Source organism: Hymenobacter mucosus (assembly GCF_900188255.1).
Lineage (GTDB): Bacteria > Bacteroidota > Bacteroidia > Cytophagales > Hymenobacteraceae > Hymenobacter > Hymenobacter mucosus.
The window spans coordinates 538272-557799 of the sequence record NZ_FZNS01000004.1 but is presented as its reverse complement, the minus strand read 5'-3'; the positions used below and the strand labels follow the sequence as shown (position 1 = coordinate 557799).

The 19528-nt window shown below is 58.5% G+C and carries 18 protein-coding genes; 6 read left to right on the top strand and 12 right to left on the bottom strand.

Annotation, left to right across the window (positions count from 1 at the left end):
- Positions 1-88 precede the first annotated feature (88 nt).
- The 6 genes from CHB83_RS12340 (at position 89) to CHB83_RS12315 (ending at position 7963) form a co-directional block, all read left to right on the top strand.
- On the top strand, positions 89-1534 hold the full coding sequence (locus CHB83_RS12340) for an aldehyde dehydrogenase family protein (protein WP_089332913.1): 1446 nt from the start codon (positions 89-91) through the stop codon (positions 1532-1534).
- A gap of 214 nt (positions 1535-1748) precedes the next feature.
- Positions 1749-3950 carry a TonB-dependent receptor gene (locus CHB83_RS12335; RefSeq protein ID WP_089332834.1) on the top strand — a complete coding sequence of 734 codons (2202 nt, stop codon included), beginning with the start codon at positions 1749-1751 and terminating at the stop codon, positions 3948-3950.
- Positions 3951-4042: 92 nt separating this feature from the next.
- The gene (locus CHB83_RS12330) at positions 4043-4816 is read left to right on the top strand and encodes a phosphodiester glycosidase family protein (protein WP_245855339.1); all 774 of its coding nucleotides are present in this window, start codon (positions 4043-4045) and stop codon (positions 4814-4816) included.
- A gap of 259 nt (positions 4817-5075) precedes the next feature.
- Positions 5076-5774: a hypothetical protein gene (locus tag CHB83_RS12325; RefSeq protein ID WP_089332833.1), complete on the top strand. Its 699-nt coding sequence runs from the start codon at positions 5076-5078 to the stop codon at positions 5772-5774.
- A 212-nt stretch (positions 5775-5986) separates the two neighbouring features.
- Positions 5987-7108, top strand: coding sequence for a sensor histidine kinase (locus CHB83_RS12320; RefSeq protein ID WP_089332832.1), 1122 nt, complete (start codon positions 5987-5989; stop codon positions 7106-7108).
- Between the two features lie 57 nt (positions 7109-7165).
- Positions 7166-7963, top strand: coding sequence for a LytR/AlgR family response regulator transcription factor (locus tag CHB83_RS12315; RefSeq protein ID WP_245855338.1), 798 nt, complete (start codon positions 7166-7168; stop codon positions 7961-7963).
- A gap of 2 nt (positions 7964-7965) precedes the next feature.
- Here CHB83_RS12315 and CHB83_RS12310 read toward each other — a convergent pair whose 3' ends face one another.
- The 12 genes from CHB83_RS12310 to CHB83_RS12255 form a co-directional block, all read right to left on the bottom strand.
- Positions 7966-8397 carry a hypothetical protein gene (locus CHB83_RS12310; RefSeq protein WP_143437126.1) on the bottom strand — a complete coding sequence of 144 codons (432 nt, stop codon included), beginning with the start codon at positions 8395-8397 and terminating at the stop codon, positions 7966-7968.
- Between the two features lie 12 nt (positions 8398-8409).
- A complete protein-coding gene (locus CHB83_RS12305) occupies positions 8410-9195 on the bottom strand; it encodes a LytR/AlgR family response regulator transcription factor (protein ID WP_089332831.1) in 786 nt (261 codons plus the stop codon).
- Positions 9196-9240: 45 nt separating this feature from the next.
- On the bottom strand, positions 9241-9774 hold the full coding sequence (locus tag CHB83_RS12300) for a flavodoxin family protein (protein WP_089332830.1): 534 nt from the start codon (positions 9772-9774) through the stop codon (positions 9241-9243).
- A 49-nt stretch (positions 9775-9823) separates the two neighbouring features.
- Entirely contained in the window at positions 9824-10285 is a 462-nt protein-coding gene (locus CHB83_RS12295; protein WP_089332829.1) for a DoxX family protein, read from the bottom strand.
- A 27-nt stretch (positions 10286-10312) separates the two neighbouring features.
- Positions 10313-11377: a sensor histidine kinase gene (locus CHB83_RS12290; protein ID WP_045689857.1), complete on the bottom strand. Its 1065-nt coding sequence runs from the start codon at positions 11375-11377 to the stop codon at positions 10313-10315.
- Positions 11378-11389: 12 nt separating this feature from the next.
- Complete coding sequence (locus CHB83_RS12285; protein WP_089332828.1) at positions 11390-12334, bottom strand: alpha/beta fold hydrolase; 945 nt, start codon at positions 12332-12334, stop codon at positions 11390-11392.
- Positions 12335-12543: 209 nt separating this feature from the next.
- On the bottom strand, positions 12544-13668 hold the full coding sequence (gene leuB, locus CHB83_RS12280) for a 3-isopropylmalate dehydrogenase (protein WP_089332827.1): 1125 nt from the start codon (positions 13666-13668) through the stop codon (positions 12544-12546).
- Positions 13656-14255, bottom strand: a complete 600-nt coding sequence (gene leuD / locus CHB83_RS12275) for a 3-isopropylmalate dehydratase small subunit (RefSeq protein ID WP_089332826.1) — start codon at positions 14253-14255, stop codon at positions 13656-13658. Before leuD ends, leuB begins: the two co-directional genes overlap by 13 nt.
- Positions 14256-14317: 62 nt before the next feature.
- Positions 14318-15712, bottom strand: a complete 1395-nt coding sequence (leuC, locus tag CHB83_RS12270) for a 3-isopropylmalate dehydratase large subunit (RefSeq protein ID WP_089332825.1) — start codon at positions 15710-15712, stop codon at positions 14318-14320.
- Between the two features lie 159 nt (positions 15713-15871).
- Entirely contained in the window at positions 15872-17038 is a 1167-nt protein-coding gene (locus CHB83_RS12265; protein ID WP_089332824.1) for a 2-isopropylmalate synthase, read from the bottom strand.
- 390 nt (positions 17039-17428) lie between these two features.
- Positions 17429-18700 (bottom strand): threonine ammonia-lyase IlvA, encoded by a 1272-nt coding sequence (gene ilvA, locus CHB83_RS12260; protein WP_089332823.1) that lies wholly within the window; start codon positions 18698-18700, stop codon positions 17429-17431.
- A gap of 37 nt (positions 18701-18737) precedes the next feature.
- Complete coding sequence (locus CHB83_RS12255; protein ID WP_089332822.1) at positions 18738-19493, bottom strand: class I SAM-dependent methyltransferase; 756 nt, start codon at positions 19491-19493, stop codon at positions 18738-18740.
- Between the last annotated feature and the right edge of the window lie 35 nt (positions 19494-19528).

Here is a 19528-nt window from a genome sequence, read left to right as displayed (position 1 = left end):
GGTGCTTCGGCACTGTAAAGATGGGGCATCTGAGTAGAAATGGGTTAGATAATATTAAAATTAGCGAATGGTATTTCACCCTGCCTCTATGAACCCCACCACTTCCGCTTCCACATCTACCAACGACGCCACGTTCATCGGCCAAGTGTTTGCCCGGCAGCAGGCGCGTGCCGAGGCCCTACGCAAGGAAGGGTGGGAGCCGCGGGCTGCCCGTCTGCGCAAACTCAGCCATTGGCTGGAGGAAAACCGCGCGGCCATTCAGCAGGCCCTCTATGCCGACTTCCGCAAGCCCGCCGCCGAAACCGACGTAACCGAAATATGGTCGTCGCAGATGGAGATTAAGCACACCCTGCGCCACCTAAAGCAGTGGACCCAGCCCACTAAGGTGGGCACGCCCATGTCGTTGGTGGGTACCCGGGGCTGGGTGCAGTATGAGCCCAAGGGGGTGTGCTTGCTAATTGCGCCCTGGAATTATCCCTTCTACTTGGCCATTGACCCACTGATTTCGGCGCTGGCGGCGGGCAATGCCTGCATCATCAAGCCCTCGGAGATGACGCCCACGGTAGCCGCCTTGCTAGCCCGAATGTGTCAGGAAATCTTCGACCCCGCCGAAGTAACCGTAGTGGAAGGCGACAAGGAAACGGCCACGCACCTGCTGGCTTTGCCGTTCAACCACATCTTCTTTACAGGTAGCCCCCAAGTGGGGAAGATTGTAATGCGAGCCGCCGCCGAGCACCTGACCAGCGTAACCCTGGAACTCGGGGGTAAAAGCCCTGCTTTAGTAGATGAAACTGCCGACTTGCGGGATGCCGCCGAGAAAATAGTGTGGGGCAAGGGCATTAATGCCGGCCAAACCTGCGTGGCGCCCGACTATCTGCTAGTGCACGAAGCGGTGCAGGAACAGCTACTGAAAGAAATTCAGGCTGTCATAACTCGCTTCTATGACCCTGCCGGGGAAGGCGTGGCGGCCTCAGCGTCCTACGCTCGCATTGTAAACCAGGGACATTTTCGGAGAGTAGCCGGCCTGCTGGAAGACGCCCAGGCGCACGGGGCCACTATTGCCTTGGGCGGCCTAGTAGATGCGGAGCAGCAGTTTATTGAGCCCACTGTGCTAACGGACGTAGCTCCCACCAGCCGCATTATGCAGGAGGAGATTTTTGGGCCTCTGCTACCCGTGCGCACCTTCCGCACGCTCATGGGTGCCGTTGATGAGGTGAATGCCCGGCCGCGCCCGTTGGCTTTGTACGTTTTCTCTCAAAGCGCCGACAACCAGCGCTACCTACTTCAGAACATTCCGGCGGGTGGCGCCTGCGTCAACGAAACCATCCTGCACCTCGCCCACCCCGACTTGCCCTTCGGAGGGCTTGGCAATAGCGGCCTGGGCCGGGCGCACGGGCACGCGGGCTTTCTTAGCTTCAGCAATGAGAAATCGGTGCTGAAGCAGCGTGTGGGGCGCACGGCCATGAAAGCGCTGTACCCGCCCTACACCGCCCAGGTAAAGAAAATGGTGGGGTGGCTGCTGCGGTTTTTCTAGGAGGCCTAGTGGTAACCAGCGCCGAGGCATTGGTGAAGGGCGTGCGTTTTCACCCGGTACGAAATGGTCTGTTTAAAGCGGTGCCAGTGGTGCTGCTGAGGTGGTGTAGCGCCGCGGAAGCACTTCATCTACCTTATTCGACACTTCAGTAAGAACAAGTTTCAGGCGCCTTAGTCGCGAGCCACTTTTGGCTTGTCACTACGCCGCTACTTCCATGAAACGTCTGTTCCTCCTGTGCCTCCTGCTGTTGGTTTCAACCGTAAGCCTGCTGGCCCAATCTACACTCTTGCTCACTGGCACCGTCCGTGATAAGGCGGGGCAGCCTCTGCCCGGAGTCAACGTCTTCCTGAAAGCAACCTTCGACGGTGCCAGCACGGATTCTCTGGGCCGATTTCGCATCGAAACTCAGCAAGCGGCTGGCAACTACGTGCTCCAAGCCAGCTTACTTGGCTTCCTGACCGTTGAGCGTCCCGTAACCCTGGGTGGCGCACCTGCCCGCCTTGAGCTAGTGCTACAGAGCACTCCGCACGCTTTGGGGTCGGTGGTGGTTACGGCAGGTGCCTTCGAGGCCAGCGACGAGCACCGCTCGGCCGCGCTTAACACCCGCGACATCCAAACCACCGCGGGCGCCCTGGCTGATGTGGCTGCCGCATTCAACACGTTGCCCGGCACCACCCGGGTAGGAGAAGATGGAATGCTGTTTGTGCGGGGAGGGGCCGCTACCGAAACTAAAGTGTACATGGATGGGCTGCCGGTGCAAAACCCTTACAATGCCACGGTGGCCGCCGTACCAGCCAGGGGGCGGTTTTCGCCCAGCTTGTTTCGGGGTACTGTGTTTAGCACGGGCGGCTACTCGGCCCTGTACGGGCAGGCGCTGTCGGGGGTGCTGCTGCTGAACTCCACGGACCTGGCCCCCGAAACGCAAACGGGCTTGTCGGTTAGCTCCTTGTTTCTCGGTGCCTCGCGGACTCAGCGCTGGAAACGGACGTCTCTAGCTGCCACCCTCGACTACACCAACCTCGCGCCATACCAGCGCCTCGTGCCGCAAAATGTGACGTGGCTTCAGGCGCCGCGCGGACTAAGTACTTCCCTGAGTTTGCGCCACCAAACCGGACAAGTGGGCATGCTAAAGGTGTATGGCACCTGGAGCCAGCAGCAATTCACCATTGGGCAGCCCAGCCCCGAGCCCGCGGGCCGGCAAACGGTAGCCATGCGCAACGGCAATGGCTTCCTCAATACTACGTTTCGCAGCCCCTTGTGCCGGGGGTGGAGCCTGCAAACGGGGGTAGGCATCAGCCAAGACCACCAGCACGTGGCCCCCGACACCGTGCGCCTGCACACCCTAGAGCAAGCCCTCGTAGGCCGCGTAGTGCTTATCAACGACTCGGCGGCGACCCGCTGGAATGTGAAAGTAGGAGCCGAAGGCCTCGCGCAACACGTAACCCAGCAAGTGCAGCCGCATGCAGCACAAGCACCAGTGTATACCGCCGATTTTCTGGAGAAACGAACCGCCGTTTTTGCCGAATCAGACTTTCAGCTCAGCGACCGGCTGGCGGGGCGGGTAGGTGGTCGGGCCGAGTATTCGGCGCTGCTGAACCGCTGGAATGCGGCCCCTCGCGTGGCGCTAGCCTACCAAACCACAGAGCGCAGTTCTCTGTCGGGCGCTTATGGCCGCTTCTACCAAACCCCCGATAATGCTTTGCTGCTGGTGCAACCTGCCCTGCGCTTCGAGCAGGCTACCCACTCGGTGCTGACCTACCAATACACCCACGACCAGCAACTGCTGCAAGTAGAAGCCTACTACAAAACGTACGCTCACCTTACCCGCTACGATGGCCAGCACCCTCGCAAGGCTGCTGCTTACAACAACGGCGGCACCGGCTACGCCCGCGGCCTGGATGTGCTCTGGCGCGACCGTAAAAGCATCAAAAACCTGGAATATTACTTCAGCTACGGCTTTCTGGACACCAAGCGTCAGTATCGCCAAGACCCAGTAGCAGCCGTGCCTACGTTTGCTGCCCGCCACAATATGTCGGTAGTAGGGAAATACTGGGTAGGGCGCCTGCATACGCTGCTGGGCGCTACCTACAGCTACGGCAGCCCCCGTCGCTATAACGACCTGAACGGCCCCGAGCACGGCTACAACCAGGGTATACTACCCACCTACCAGGACCTGAGCCTGAATGCGAGCTATATCACCAGCTTATTTGGGCAGTATACCATTGTGCACGTAGCCGCTAGCAATGTGCTGGGCCGCCAGAACATCTATGGCTACCGCTACGCATCCCAGCCTAATGAGGTAGGCAGCTACAACCGCGTAGCCGTAACTCCTACTGCGCCTCGCATGCTGTTCGTGGCTCTGTTCATCTCAATCAATAAAAACCGCGCCGCCGATGTGAACGAGCGGCCGGAGTAGAGACCTGCATTATTTTAACTCCGGTTCTTGTAGTCAGTAGGAGCGTGCGGTAGAAAGTAGGGGCGTAAGTTGCCGCTGTATTTACTTTATTCATGCGTTGGAAAACATTCTGGGATAGTCAGCACCCCAAGACCGGCCGCCTGCTTCTATGGGTGACCGGGCTCGGGGTTTTAGGTATGGCGCAGTGCGGAAAAAGCAGTTCATCTTCTGCTCCTGCCGCCGACCACTACATTAGTTACCAAGTAAACCCACGCCAACTGACAGTACGCCTGTATTGGCAAGATGAGCGGGGTGAAAAGTTTCGTAGCATTCGGCGGCTCCGAGAGTGGCTGGCGGCCCATGGGCAGCGGCTCCTGTTTGCAACTAATGGCGGCATGTACAAGGCCGGGAATATTCCGCTGGGGTTGCTGCTAGAGCAAGGGGTAGTGCGCACCCCTTTGGATGCGGCCCAGGGGGTGGGTAACTTTTACCTGAAGCCAAACGGCGTGTTCTATCTGACGGCCGACGGGCAGCCCGGCATTGTTTCCACCACAGCATTTTCCAAGGTGCCACAGGTGCACTATGCCACGCAGTCGGGGCCGCTGCTGGTACTGAATGGGCGAGTGCACCCGGCCTTTAAGCCGCACTCCGCCAACCTGCATATCCGCAGTGGGGTAGGGCTACTGCCCAATGGCGATGCGCTGTTTGCCATGTCGAAGGAGAAAGTCAGCTTCTACGATTTCGCCATGTATTTCCAGCGGCAGGGCTGCCAGACGGCTCTTTACCTCGATGGGTTTGTGTCGCGCACGTACCTGCCTGAGAAGCAATGGACCCAGACAGACGGAGACTTCGGCGTCATCATCGGCGTAACGGAACCAACTCGTTAGTACCCGCTTGCCTCGGCCCGGTTGAGGCTAGGCAGAGGGTGGAGAAACTCCGCACGCGCCACCGTTACGCAGGGGTGGCGCGTGCTGTTTTCGGTTGGGTAAAGGCGGCGAGGAAAGGGAATAAGGGGTAGTAATTTTCGTCTGGTAGCTGCCGGTTACGCTTCATCCGGTAAATCCGACGGTTCGGTAACGGCAAATTTCTTTCGGGGCAGGAGGGGGCCACCTTTGAATCATCAACCACCACAAACCTTTCCTCGTCATGAAAAAAGCCCTGTTCACCCTCGCCCTGGTAGCCGCCTCCTTCTCCTCCTTCGCCGCAGTAGCGCAGCAGCGCGTTGCTACCCCCGCGGCCACTACCCAAGCCGAAGCCTACACCAGCATGATGGCCGCTACCATTCAGGACCTAATGAGCACCGGCGACCCAGCTAAGTTAAAGCAGGCCGATGCCAAGTTGGAGCGCGCGGCTACGGTAGCTCCCCAAGACTGGTTGCCCCGCTACTACCAGGCCTATGCCCGCGTTATTACAGCCTTTGTAAGCAAGGAAGAGGATGATGTGAAGGACAAGTACCTCGACCAGGCCGAAGCTGCTTTGGCCCAGGCCCGCAAGCTGGGCGGGGAAGAATCGGAACTGCTGGTGGTACAGGCCTACATCTACCAGGCTCGCCTAAGCATTTCGCCCATGCTGCGCTCCATGAAATACTCGAAAATGGTGACCGAAACGCTGGCTCAGGCCAAGAAAATCAACGTCGCCAACCCCCGCATTTACTTGGTGCAAGCCAACAACGTGTACTACACGCCTTCCATGTTCGGCGGTGGGGCCGACGTAGCCAAGCCACTTTTTCAGGAAGCTAAAACCCGCTTTACTGCCTTCAAGCCAGCTTCGGTGCTGGCACCCAACTGGGGCGAGCGGCAAGTAAACGGCCGTCTGAAAAGCTACGAAACGGCTTCGGCTAACTAGCCGGGGCGGCCGGGAAGTACCGCGGCAGCCGGCGGGCCCAGCCGAAACTACCCGCCTGGTTTTCGGCTGAGTGCCGCCGGCTGCCGCAGCGCATCATGTAAGTCGTGCACCTGCCGTAAGCGTGCCTTCTTGGCTGCCCGGCGTCTTTTGCGAAGTAGTAGTTGAGTTGATATCTTTTCGTTTGATTTACCTGCCCGTTGGCGGCTCCTTTTATGCTTGAATCAGCCCTTTCCTCGCAGCGCCCGGCTCTCACCTCAGACGATGAGCTGAGCGCCCGGAAAAAGTCCCTTACCACCCTAGGGCGGCACTACCCCCACCGCAAGTGGGTATTCATGCTGGGCCTGATGCTGGCTTTGTCGGTGGTGATGAGCTTGGTGTTCTGCCGGGGCTGCTCCGTGATGAGCGAGGATTTTCTAGTCACCTTCGGGTACAACTTCTTCTACACTACTGGCTTGTGGCTGGCCAACGGCTTTCCGAGCGAATGGCTGAACCGCCGCGTCGACTGGACCATTCAGCCTATCAAGCGCTTTCTGATTACGCTTTCCATGTCGTTGGTACTGTCGCTGATTGTAATTCTCATCGTCACGACGGGCTTTAATGTATGGTACCACCATCGGCCCCTAAGCTCCATTACCTGGCGGCCCTTCGTCATGCCCCTGCTGATTACCGTAGTAGTGTCGTTGTTTCTGCACAGCCGCTCATTTTTACTGAGCTGGCGCGATGCCACTACCCAGGCCGAGCGCCTGCAAAAGGAAAATGCCCAGGCCCAGGCCGACTCCCTGCGCCGCCAGCTAGACCCGCACTTCCTCTTCAACGCTCTGAATGCCCTGACCTCGCTGGTGGAGGAAAATGACCCGGCGCGCGCGTCACGCTTTATTCGGCAGCTTAGTCAGGTGTACCGCTACGTGCTCGATAGCCAGGAGCAGGAAGTGGTGCCGCTTGGGGAGGAAATACGGTTTGCCGAGGCCTACCTCTACCTGCAACAAACCCGCCTTGGTGAGGGCGTGCAGGTAGAAATGAGCCTTCCGGCTGCCGCACTGGAAACCCTGCTGGTACCACCGCTGGCCGTGCAGCTGCTCCTAGAAAATGCGCTCAAGCACAATGCCACCTCCCAGCGCGACCCACTTCGTATCCGCGTTGAGCTGAACCAGGATGCCCGCACACTTACAGTGCGCAACAACCGCCGCCCTCGACGCTTACCCGAAGGAGAATCCACGGGGCTGGGCCTTAAGAATCTACAAGCCCGCTACGCCTTTCTTACCAGCCAACCCGTGCGCGTAGAACAGACCGAAACGGATTTTTGGGTGGTGCTACCCGTGCTGGAGCTGCACTAGTAAGCTGGCTACATCCCTGGGTTTTCAATGCAAGAGAAACATACTACATTTTCGTCTATGGCCTTCACCTCTACTGCTCCACTGCGCGCCCTGCTTATTGAAGACGAGCCCCTGGCCGTCCGTCGCCTGACGGAGCTCCTGCGCAAGCAGCCCCAGCCGGTGGACGTGGTTGGCACGGCAGAGTCGGTGGCGGAAGCGGAGGCCTTGCTGCGAGGCCTTCGCCCCGCGCCCGATGTGCTGTTTCTGGACATTCACCTGGCAGATGGGTTAAGCTTCGAGCTGTTCGAGCGCCTAGAAATTACCAGTCCTGTCATCTTCACTACGGCCTACGACAAGTACGCCCTGCGCGCTTTTAAGGTCAACAGCGTCGACTACTTGCTCAAGCCCATCGACCCCGAAGAACTCGCGGCGGCCCTGGCTAAGCTGGAGCGCCAGCGCCGAGCTGCTACCCCCGCCTTCGATGCCAACCTGCTGGCCCAGGTGCTACGCCAGGCCCAGCCGACTAAAGAGTACAAGTCGCGCTTTGTGGTGCGGGTGGGGGAGCACCTGAAGGCCATTCCGGTGGAGCAGATTGCCTACTTCGCCAGCCTCGAAAAAGTGACCCTGCTGCACACCCATGAGGGCCGCAAGTTTGTGGTTGATTACACCCTGGAGCAATTGGAAGGCATGCTCGACCCCACCGAGTTCTTCCGCCTCAACCGCGCCTACCTGGCTCACGCCGAAGCCATCCACGACATCATCCACTACACCAACTCCCGCCTCCAAACCATCCTCAAACCCACCGCCCCCGACAACGATACCGTGCTGGTGAGCCGCGAGAAAGTGTCGGCGTTCAAGGCCTGGCTGGATCGGTAAAGCTACTGCTGTTCAGGTTTTACGCGCACCAGGGTGCCCTGTAAGCCCATTTTGTCAATTTCTTGTAGGGTATCACCCCTCAAAGCATAGTCAAAACGAAAGCGTTGTGTCTCGATGAACACATTAGGCTCTTGGTTGAGAGCTACATATTTCACCCGAATAGGTGATTCATAAAGCCAGTGCCTAGGTATTCGGGCGTCTTTCCCAGTCTTCTTTTCCCGATCTATGTAGCCGGTATATGTGCCAGTCGAGTCAGAATCAATCTTAAGAAGCGTAAAGCCACTTTCTGTGTGCCCAACCCAAGTGCCTTCTAATACCTTAAGGCTTCCTGCTTTAGTAACTGGTATTGAGGTAGCCGGAGAAGTAGCATTTGATTGACAACCCCCTAGCAAGCACGAAACAGCAACAGAAAACCAAGCCCGGGAAGATTTCATAGCCGTATGATATTACCCTTCCAGCCAGCTTTTCACCGCTGCGGCCTTCTCGCGGCTTACCAGCACTTCCTCACTGGGGGCGGGGTGCAGGTCCAGCAGCAGCTTGCCGTTGAAGTGCGGGTGCAGGCGCTGCACGGCGGGTAGCTGGGCAATGAACTGGCGGTTGAGCCGGAAGAACTGTGCGGGGTCCAGCAGGTTTTCAAGCTGCTCTAGGGTGTAGTCTACCACGAAACGACGGTTGTCGGTGGTGGCGAGGGTAGTGGTTTCGTGGCGGCTCTGAAACCAGGCCACCTGGTTAGCCGCTACGGGTAGTAGCTGCTCGCCGCTACGCACCAGAAAACGAGTCTTGTATTGGCGGTCGGGGCGGGGTAGAGCATCCAGCAGGCGCTCCAGGCGCTCAGCCGATTCGGCCGCCGGTGGCGTGCTGGCCGCCTCCGGTACGGCGCGCCACTCGCGCAGCTTGGCGAGGGCCGCTTGTAGCTCGGCCAGTTTCACGGGTTTCAGCAGGTAGTCCACGCTATTAGCTTTAAAGGCCCGAATGGCGTAAGCGTCGTAGGCGGTAGTGAAGATGACAGGACTGCGCACGATGAGCTGATCGAAGATTTCCAGGCTCAACCCATCGGCTAGCTGAATGTCGGAGAGGATCAGGTCGGGGGCCGGGTTAGTGCTCAGCCAGTGCACGGCACTGCTTACGCTGTCGAGCACCGCTAGCACGCGGGCCTCGGGTGCGGCTTGCAGGAGCAGGCGTTGGAGCCGCTCGGCGGCCGGGTATTCATCTTCGAGCAGCAGAACGGTCATCAGATGGAGAACGGGTGAAAAGCGAGATGGTGGAGTAGGGGCGCGCTACCGTGTCTGCTGACAGCAGCGGTTGATGTGCTGAGCTAATTGGTGAGCGGCCTCCGTGGGAAACGGCAGTTTTGAGGAGTGGTACAAGCTGCCTTCAAAGTGCATATCGAAGTACTCGGCCGTGCGCCGAAATGGCTCCTCAAATCCCTCGGGCCACTCCTCATCGGAGCCCGCCGCCAGCAGGAAGGCATGCTTGCCGGCCAACTGTCGGCCTAGTTGCTTGTGTGGCTCTTCCACCAGGTCGGTGAGCCGGTCAAAAAAGTTCTTCATTCTCCCGCTCATGCTGTACCAATAAACTGGCGTAGCAAATACCACAACCGGATGCTGAAGCATGAGGTCGGTGAGGCGCAGGAAAGTGTCTTCGGTGGGATAGTCGTGGGGGTAACTGTAGGGCGCTATGGGCCACTTCAGTAAATCTACTACGGTATGCGGAACGTCGGCAAGCACCTTCGCAACCCATTGCTGTGTGTCGCCGTCGGAGCGGGCACTACCAAGAATAACCAGTGGAACGTGGACAGACTGTATGGACATAAAAGCAATGTGTAAAGGAAAAACACCGTTTTTCCGAACTCGGGAAAAACTATACTACGGGCAGGTACCAGCCAAAGTACCACGCCCAGGCCATGAAGAACAACTGGAGCGGAACCCGAAACCAGAGGTAAGCAGGGCCGGGGCCATCAGTAGCGCCAGTCTGATAGTTAAGGTTTCGGCGGGCAGCCAGGATATTGGCTGGCAGAATTAGGAGGAAGAAGACAAGCAGGCAGCCCGCAGTTCCTACGCGGAGTGCGGGCACCAATAGGCCAATAGCCGCCGCAATTTCTAGCACTCCAGTCACGTATACCCACGCCCTTTTAGCTGGCAGGAACTCCGGCAACATCCGCATCATGCCCTGGGTGAAAGCGAAATGCCCTATTGCGGTGAAAGCTAACATGGCCGCCATGGCACCATTGCCCGCCAGTACAAAATCGGCTTGTCCTTGGAAAAGATGCGTGCCGCCCACTAGCACGCCAAACGATACCAGGAGTACGAGAAGAGGTTTCATAGGGCAAAGAATAAAGGGATACGTATTCTAAGACGGCGGCAGCAACGGCAACTGCACCCGAAACCAGCCGTTGCCTTCGCTGACTTCTACTGGCTGGGGTGCTTGCAGTAAATGGTAGCGGTGGCGCACGTTGCGAAGGCCGGTGCCAGTGCCAGGGGCCAAGCCTGCCGTGCGCGGGCGCAACGTATTTTCCACGGCAACATAGCCACCTGCCAGGTCGGCGGTAAGGCGTAGTTCGAGCGGATGCTGTTGGGAAGCTACGTTGTGCTTGAGGGCATTTTCTACGAGCAGCTGTACGCTCAGAGGCGCTACTCGCAAGGGTAGTGCCGCCGTTGGCACGGCCCGTACCACCCGCAGATTGTCGCGAAACCGCGCCTTGTGCAAGGCCAGAAACGTATCTACGAAGGCCAGTTCCTCGGCCAGCGAAACGGTGGTCTTGTCGCGGGTGAGAAGCACGTAGCGGTACACATCGGAGAGCTGCTCTACAAACTGCTGCGCTGGCTCATTCTCCGGCTCAATGAGGGCCGAAAGGGTGTTCAGGTTATTGAACAGGAAGTGCGGATCAAGCTGGCTCTGCAAAGCCTCGAGCTGACTTTGCACCCCGGCACTTTGGAGTTGCTCGGCCCGGCGTACGTTTTCTGCCCACTGCCGGAAATAGTTGGAGCTTTCGTACACCAGCTGAACAATGACGGTTGGGATGAGGTTGAGGCCAAATTCGCGCAGCAAATCTGGAAAGGGTAGCTCTCCACTACCGCCCATCAGCTTGTTGGTCGTTATAAGGAGTACGGCCGTGGCACCCATAGTAATCACAAGGCTACCGAGCCCCAGCAGCCATAGGCGCTTGTGGGTTTGGCTCATGCTGGGGAAGCGCCGGAATAGCTGCAGCCATAGCGTGCGGCCCAGAACCCAGAACACGGTAGTAAATACTAGCGAAATCAGCCACGCTACTACCACCTGCCACGCCGATGTTATGCTCAGCAGCCCCCGGGGCAACAGTGCCAGCAAGGCCATAACCGGAATGCCAACCAGCAGAAACAGCCGGTCGTTCAGGCGGATGGGGCGCGGGGGCTCGGGTGGGGTAGATGCGGGCATGAGGCAGGACGGCTAGCGGGAAAGCGTTTGCACGAAGCTACTGACCACTTGCTGAAACCGAGCGGGTTGCTCCAGAAAGGAGTAGTGCTTGCCGGGTAGCACTACCACCTGCTGCCGAGGAAACCGGAACGACTGGGGCGTGGTGCCCGTCGTGCGGTCGTCCTGTCCGAGGATAACCAGCGCAGGCATGGACAGCTGAGCGGTAGCAGGACCGTAGTCCTGGCCGTAATCGGGTAGCTGCCCGCTGAATACTTGGGTAGCAAAGTCCTGGTTGGCGGGCACGGCGCGGACTACGCGGCTGGCGCGGGCCGCCAACGAGTCGGTGGAATACTGAAGCTGGTAGGCCACTTGTCGCCGCTGCAAGGCTCCCATTACCATACCAAAGCGCTGCATCATGGGGATACTAGCGTTGGGCTGCTCCGTAGTAGGTAGCAGGGAGGTGCCATAGTGCAGCATGCTTTCCAGGCTTGCGGGCGGGTTGAGCACACTGTTCACCAGTACCAGCGCCTGCACCCGCGCGGGGTGCTGGGTAGCGTAGGCCGTGGCAATGGTGCCGCCAAAGGAGTGCGACATCACTACCCACCTTTCTAAGCCAAGGTGCTGGCGCAGCTCCTCTAGGTCCTGCACCATGCGGGCCACGGAGTAATCTTTTCGTGGCGAGCTAGCTGAGCGTCCACTGCCGCGCTGGTCAATGTATATCATGCGCAGCTGTGCTTCCAGCCGGTTGCCGCCCAGCTTCTCAAAAGAGTAGCTGCCTGCCCCAGGCCCTCCGTGCACAAACACGCACGGCGTGCCTTGCCCCGCTACCCGCACAAACAGCCGCACCGAGTCGGAAGTGAGCAGGGTGGTAGACGTAGGTGGCGCCAGCTTGTGTTGGGCAGACGCCGACGCAGCCCCAGTCAGAAGCAAAAAGCAAACGAATAGGACGCGTAGGGAAAAGTAGCGGAAGGCAGTCATGACACAGTAGGGATACGGTAGGACGAGCGAGTAACTGCGTCAAACATCTGAAATAGGTCCCTCTGTTTCTAGTCAAAGCCGGGTGAAGCGTAGGCGCGGCCGGGTGAAGCGGTAAGACCAGGGCGGTGTAATGCCCGCAAGAAGAAAGCCCAGGCCGCCGGCATTAGGCCGACTACCTGGGCTAACGTACCCCTCTCCGGTACTTTCTCTTAAATAATGGTGCTCATGCCCAGCTTGATGTTGTTGCGGTGCACCTCACAATCAGCAATGTCCAGCACGCTATAGGCAATGAAGTTGCCTACTTGCTCGGTGCTATACAGGGTGGAGGAGTTTAGTTCGGGCGTTACTACCTCCTGGTCGAGAGCGTGCTGTACGGCGTCGCGCACGCAGTCGGCCTCTTCTTGTAAGTCGAAGTGGTCGAGCAGCATGGCGGCCGAAAGAATGGTTGCAATGGGGTTGGCAATGCCTTTACCCTTAGCCTGGGGGTAAGAGCCGTGGATGGGCTCGAACAGCGCTGCCCCATCGCCAACCGAAGCGGAGGGCAGCAGCCCTAGGGAGCCCGCAATAACCGAAGCCTCGTCGGAAATAATATCACCGAACATATTTTCCGTCAGGATAACATCGAACTGACGCGGGTTCAGAATGATCTGCATGGCCGCATTATCCACGAACAGGTAATCCAGGGCTACGCTGGGATACTCGGGGGCAATGCTTTGCACGGTTTCGCGCCACAGGCGCGACGTTTCCAGTACGTTAGCCTTGTCTACCAGCGTGAGCTTGTGACGGCGCGTTTCGGCCGCTTTAAAGGCGCGGTGCGCAATGCGCACAATTTCGTCGCGGTGGTAGGTGCAGTGGTCATAGGCCCAGGCGCGGTCCTCGGAGCGCCCTTTCTCTCCAAAGTACATTCCCCCCGTCAGCTCCCGGAAAATGAGAATATCAGCTCCCTGAATGCGTTCAGCTTTGAGGGGTGAGTGTTCCAGCAGTTGGTCGTAGGCCGTAATGGGGCGGATATTGGCATAGAGGCCCAGGGACTTGCGCAGACCCAGCAGACCCTGCTCGGGGCGCACTTTGGCCGTGGGGTCGTTGTCGTACTTCGGGTCGCCGATGGCGCCGAGCAGCACAGCATCGGCTTGGCGGCAGGCGGCAAGGGTTTCCTCGGGCAGGGGAGAGCCGGTGGCGTCAATGGCGCAGGCGCCCATCAGCTGGTAGTCGAAGGTGAACTCATGGCCGAACCGGTCGCCCACGGCTTTCAACACGCGCACAGCTTCGCCGCACACTTCCGGACCAATCCCATCGCCCGACAACACCACAATTCGTTTGCTTAGAATACCCATGACCGTTGCTGTTCGTAGGCCGTAATGGCCGCCTGTTGGCTGATGAGAAAATCAATATCGTCGTACCCGTTGATCAGGCACTCTTTTTTGTAAGGGTCCAGCTCGAAGTGAATAGCCTCGGCCCAGCCCGGTACGGTTAGCGTTTGGGCCTGTAAATCCACCGCCAGGGTAGCCCGCGGATCGGCAGTTACTACCGCAAACAAGCCCTGTAGCACCTCATCAGAAACCTGCAGCGGCAGCAAGCCCGTGTTCAGGGCATTGCCCCGGAAGATGTCGGCAAAGTAGCTGCTGATGACTACCCGAAATCCAGCATCGTAAAGGGCCCAGGCGGCGTGCTCCCGGCTAGAACCGCACCCAAAATTTTTGCCCGCCAGCAAAATCTGGTGGCCTTGGTAGCGGCTGTCGTTCAGCACGAAATCGGCGTTAGGCCGCCCATCGGCGGCGTAGCGCCAATCGGCAAACAGGTTGGCACCAAATCCTTCGCGGGTAGTCGCTTTCAGGAAGCGTGCCGGAATAATCTGGTCGGTGTCAACATTTTCTATCGGTAGGGGCACTACACCGGAGCGCAGTGTTTGGAATTTTTCCATGGGGTGGGAGATGTGAGAGACTACTTCTAGCCCCCCTCCTCAGATGAGAAGGGGGCTTAGTTCTAGTTCAAATACTGGGTGATGTCTACTAGGCGGCCTTCTACGGCGGTAATGGCCGCTACGAGTGGGCTAGCCAGCAGGGTGCGGGCGCCGGGACCCTGGCGGCCTTCGAAGTTGCGGTTGGAGGTTGAAACGCAGTAGGCACCAGCCGGAATTTTGTCGTCGTTCATGGCTAGGCAGGCGCTGCAGCCCGGCTCGCGCAGTTCAAAGCCTGCTTCGGCTAATACCTTATCGATGCCCTCGGCAATGGCTTGCTGCTCTACCTGCTTAGAGCCGGGCACAATGATGGCCTCCACGTGTGCGGCTTTCTGCTTACCCTTCACGTAGGCCGCTACCGTACGCAAGTCCTCAATGCGCGAGTTGGTGCAACTGCCAATGAACACGTAATTGATTTCCTTGCCCAGCAGCGACTCGCCGGGCTGGAAACCCATGTACCGCAACGACTTATCGAAGCTCGTAGCCTCGCTGCCACCCGTCAGCACCGGAATGCTGGTGGCCAGCGGAATGCCCATACCCGGGTTGGTGCCATACGTAATCATGGGCTGAATGGCCGAGGCATCGAAATGCTGCTCGGCATCGAATATGGCATCTTCGTCTGAGTACAGCGTCTGCCAGTAAGCCACGGCCCGGTTCCAGTTTTCGCCCTGGGGGGCAAAACGGCGGCCCTTCACGTAGTCGAAGGTGGTAGCATCGGGGGCGATGAGGCCCCCGCGGGCGCCCATCTCAATGCTCATGTTGCAGATGGTCATGCGGCCTTCCATGCTCAGGGCCCGAATGGCGCTGCCCGCGTACTCTACAAAGTAGCCAGTGGCCCCGCCGGTGCCCAGCTGAGAAATCACGTATAGAATCAGGTCTTTGGCCGTTACGCCGGGTCGCAAGTCGCCATCCAACGTAATGCGCATGCGCTTGGGTTTATCCAGCAGCAGGCATTGGGAGGCCATTACTTGGGTCACTTGGCTGGTGCCAATGCCGAAAGCAATAGTACCGAAGGCGCCGTGGGTGGAAGTATGGCTGTCGCCGCATACCATGGTCAGGCCCGGTTGGGTAATGCCCAGCTCCGGCCCAATTACGTGCACAATGCCCTGGTACTGGTGGCCCAAGCCGTACAGCTCTACCCCAAACTTAGCGCAGTTTTCCGTCAACTTATCTACTTGCGAGCGAGACAAGGGGTCCTGAATGGGCTGATCTTGGTAGCGCGTTGGCACGTTGTGGTCGGCCGTGGCTACAATCTGCTCGGGGCGGTGCAGGGTCAGGCCGCGGGCCGTCAGTTCGTCAAAGGCTTGGGGGCTCGTCACTTCATGAATCAGATGGCGGTCGATGTAAAACACCGTGAGGCCGCCGGCTACTTCACGCACCACGTGCGCGTCCCAGATTTTATCAAATAAGGTCTTAGCCATGAGAGAGGGGTGGGGCAGAGGCTAGGGTAGGCTTCTGCTTATTATGGGGGGTAAATGTTGCTGGGCCTAGGCGCCCGGCACCTGAGCCTGGGGGCGGTAAAATGCCTACTCCCTAGCCCATGTTGTATGCAATGGGCTAGGGAGTAGGCAAGGGGAGGGTTATTCGACGATAATGAGGTTTTCCTGTTCCACCATCACATGCAAATCCTCATCCACGACTTCCTTTTGGCGGTCGGCCAAGACCAGGAATGAGGCGTAGGCTTTATTGAGGGCGTTGCGGTCAAAGTCGTAGCCAATCTTCTGGAGACGGTACGCCAACGCGGCGCGGCCAGAGCGGGCCGTGAGCACAATGGCAGAATCAGGCATGCCCACTTCGCGTGGGTCAATAATCTCGTAGGTTTCGCGGTGCTTGATGACCCCATCTTGGTGGATGCCGCTAGAGTGCGAAAACGCGTTGGCGCCCACAATCGCCTTGTTGGGCTGCACCGGCATCGACATGAGGTGCGACACCATGGCCGACGTTTCGGCGAGCAATTTGGTATTGATGCCCGTCTCGAAGTTGAGGTAGGGGTGCTGGCGGAGTACCATCACGGCTTCTTCCAAGGCCGTGTTGCCAGCCCGCTCGCCCACCCCGTTGATGGTGCACTCTACTTGCTGAGCTCCGTTGAGTACGCCCGCAATGGAGTTGGCCGTCGCCATGCCCAAATCGTTGTGGCAGTGGGTAGAAAGGCGCACGTGCTCAATGCCGCGCACATTGTCGGCCAGGTACTTAATCTTGGCGCCGTACTCACTGGGGAGGCAGTAGCCAGTGGTGTCAGGAATATTGAGCACGGTAGCGCCGGCTTTAATAGCCGCTTCGCAAACCCGGGCCAGAAACTCATTATCGGTACGGCCCGCGTCTTCGGCGTAAAACTCCACGTCTTCCACGAAGGACTTGGCCAGCTTCACGGCCGCCACGGCCCGCTCCACTATTTTCTCCGGCGTGGTGCACAGCTTAAACTTGATGTGCGACTCCGAGGTGCCGATGCCTGTATGAATGCGCGGGTACCGGGCCGATTTGAGAGCTTCGGCCGCCGTAATAATATCGTTTTCTACCGCCCGCGAAAGGCCGCAGACGGTAGCATGGCGCGTTTGCGCCGCAATGGCCGCCACCGCCGCAAAGTCGCCGGGGCTTGACACCGGAAAACCTGCCTCAATCACGTCGACGCCGAGTAGCTCTAGCTGTCGGGCAATCAGCAGTTTCTCGTCCCGGTTCAGCTTGCAGCCCGGCACCTGTTCCCCGTCGCGCAGGGTCGTGTCGAAGATGTGGATTTTCTGAGTTGCCATGTCGTAAGGGTTCTATCAGCTAAAATGCTACCCGCAAGTACATGGCCTAGACGTGGCCGTGAAAACAGTCTGTCGGCACGCCTACTATTTCTAAAACTTGATTACTGGTTTGTAATTAGTTGATATACAAAGGGTAAACATTTGTGTGGATACGACGGCCAACAAGCAAAAGAACCGCGGGCTACGGATACCGGGCAGGCTGGAGTAGCAAACGACAGAAAACCACGCTTCCCTACTTGAATGAGAAGGGCCAAGATTCAGTAACGCACTAGAGCCAAGGCTGTACTCGCTCGATAGGACATACGGAAAGCTGTTCTCCGTACCACCTACGCACCCGAGTACCTCTGCCCTCCAAATAAGAAGACAGTGCTATGCATTAACCCCAGTGCTCTACACCAGCAGACTCAGGAAATCTTGCTTGCCGTTCAAATATTCGTAGCCGAAACCCTCGGCGGCCATGCGTTGCTGAATGCCTTCTACGTCGTGGGGGCGTTGCACTTCAATGCCGATGAAGACCGGACCTTTCTCCTTATTATTCTTTTTGATGTACTGAAACTGGATGATGTCGTCGCCCTCTTGCAGCACGTTGTTGACGAAGCGGCGCAGGGCCCCGGGCTTTTGGTTGAAGGTGACCAAGAAGTAATGCTTGCGGCCCTGGTGGCGCATGGCCCGCTCCTTGATATCCTCCATGCGCGTAATGTCGTTGTTGGAGCCACTAAGCACGCATACCACCGTCTTACCCCGAATTTGGTCGGCGTACTGGTGCAGGGCCGAGACGCTGAGCGTGCCGGCTGGCTCCAGCACAATGCCCTCCTCGTTGTACATCTTCAGCAGGTCTTCGCACACCTGGCCTTCCGGCACTAGGGCTACCTCGTCCAGTAGCTCCCGGCACAGTTCAAACGTCAGCTCCCCGGGGCACTTCACGGCCGCCCCATCTACAAAGCTCTCAATGTGCTCTAGGGCTTGACGCTGGCCTTTTTGCAGGGCCTGTTGCATAGAGGGGGCCCCTAGGGGCTGCACGCCAATGAGCTTGGTAGCCGGACTGAGCTGCCGAAATACGCTGCTTACGCCGGAAGCCAGTCCCCCGCCGCCAATGGGCATAAATACGAAGTCAATAGCGTTGGGCGCGTCGCGCAGAACCTCCAAGCCCACAGTGGCCTGACCTTCCACAATGGCCATATCATCGAAGGGATGCACGAAGCTGCTGCCTCGCTCGTCGCAGAAAGCCTTGGCCGCGTGGTAGGTGTCATCGAACGTAGCCCCAATGAGGACTACTTCCACTTGCTCTTTACCAAACAGGCGCACCTTGCTCACTTTCTGCGCCGGCGTGTTGGCAGGCATGAAGATGTGGCCGCGAATACCCAGCAGCTGGCAAGCGTAGGCAACGCCCTGGGCGTGGTTCCCGGCACTAGCGCATACTACGTCGCGCGACACCTGCTCTGGGCTGAGGCCGGCAATCTTGTTGTAGGCCCCGCGAATTTTATAGGAACGAACCACCTGCAAGTCTTCGCGCTTTAAATACACCTGCGCGCCATACGCATCCGACAAGCCCAGATTGTGCTGCAGCAGCGTTTTGTAGATGACGCCATCCAGGGTGCGCGCGGCGCGTTCCACGTTTTCTAAGCGTACCGCCGGGGCGGAGGTGAGGGTATCTTGTTCCATAGGGTAAACTGAAGTAAGGCCGGAAGGGCTGGCTGAGTTAGCGCCGCGTCTCGGCCACAATGCGCAGGCGTTTGTAGTCCGCAACCCACTGCCCCTCTCGGAATAACGTGGGCCGTAATTCGGCCTCGGTTGCGGCTAGGATTGCCGCCGTATCAGCGGGCTGTACACCCCGAAAAAAGTTGTCGCCGAATTGCTCAATCCAGTCGAGCAAGCCCCTTTTGGGGTCGGCTAGGGGCGTGTCCCGGTCGTAGTGCTGGGCCAGCCGCACCCGGAAGCCCTGCTGTTCGAGCAAGGCAGTGTACTCACCTACCGTGGGAAAATACCACCAATCAGCTTGAGCCTGGGGGTAGCCGTGGCCGTGTAACTGCGCCAGCAAAGTTTGTACGATGCGGCCTACGTTGCCCTGACCACCAAACTCGGCCACAAACCGGCCGCCTGGTTTCAGGTGGTGGTGCACTTGCCGAATAACTGCCGCGGCCTGGGGCACCCAGTGCAGCACGGCGTTGGAAAATACGGCGTCGAAGCGGCTTGGTAGCTCAAACGAGGTAGCGTCGGCCAACTGAAAATCGAGACCAGGAAACTGCTGTTGGGCTTTCGTAAGCATAGTGGCTGAGGCATCCAAGCCCACTACGGCTGCCCCGCGGCTGGCTATTTCCTGCGTCAGCTCGCCCGACCCGCACCCCAGATCCAGAACCACTTCCCCAGGCTGGGGTGCTAGTACATCAACCAAACCTGCACCATAATGAAAGACAAAGGCGTGCTTCTGGGTGTATGAGTTGGCGTTCCACTGCATAGTAAGGGGTGGAGGTTGAAAAGCCGGAAGGCTGG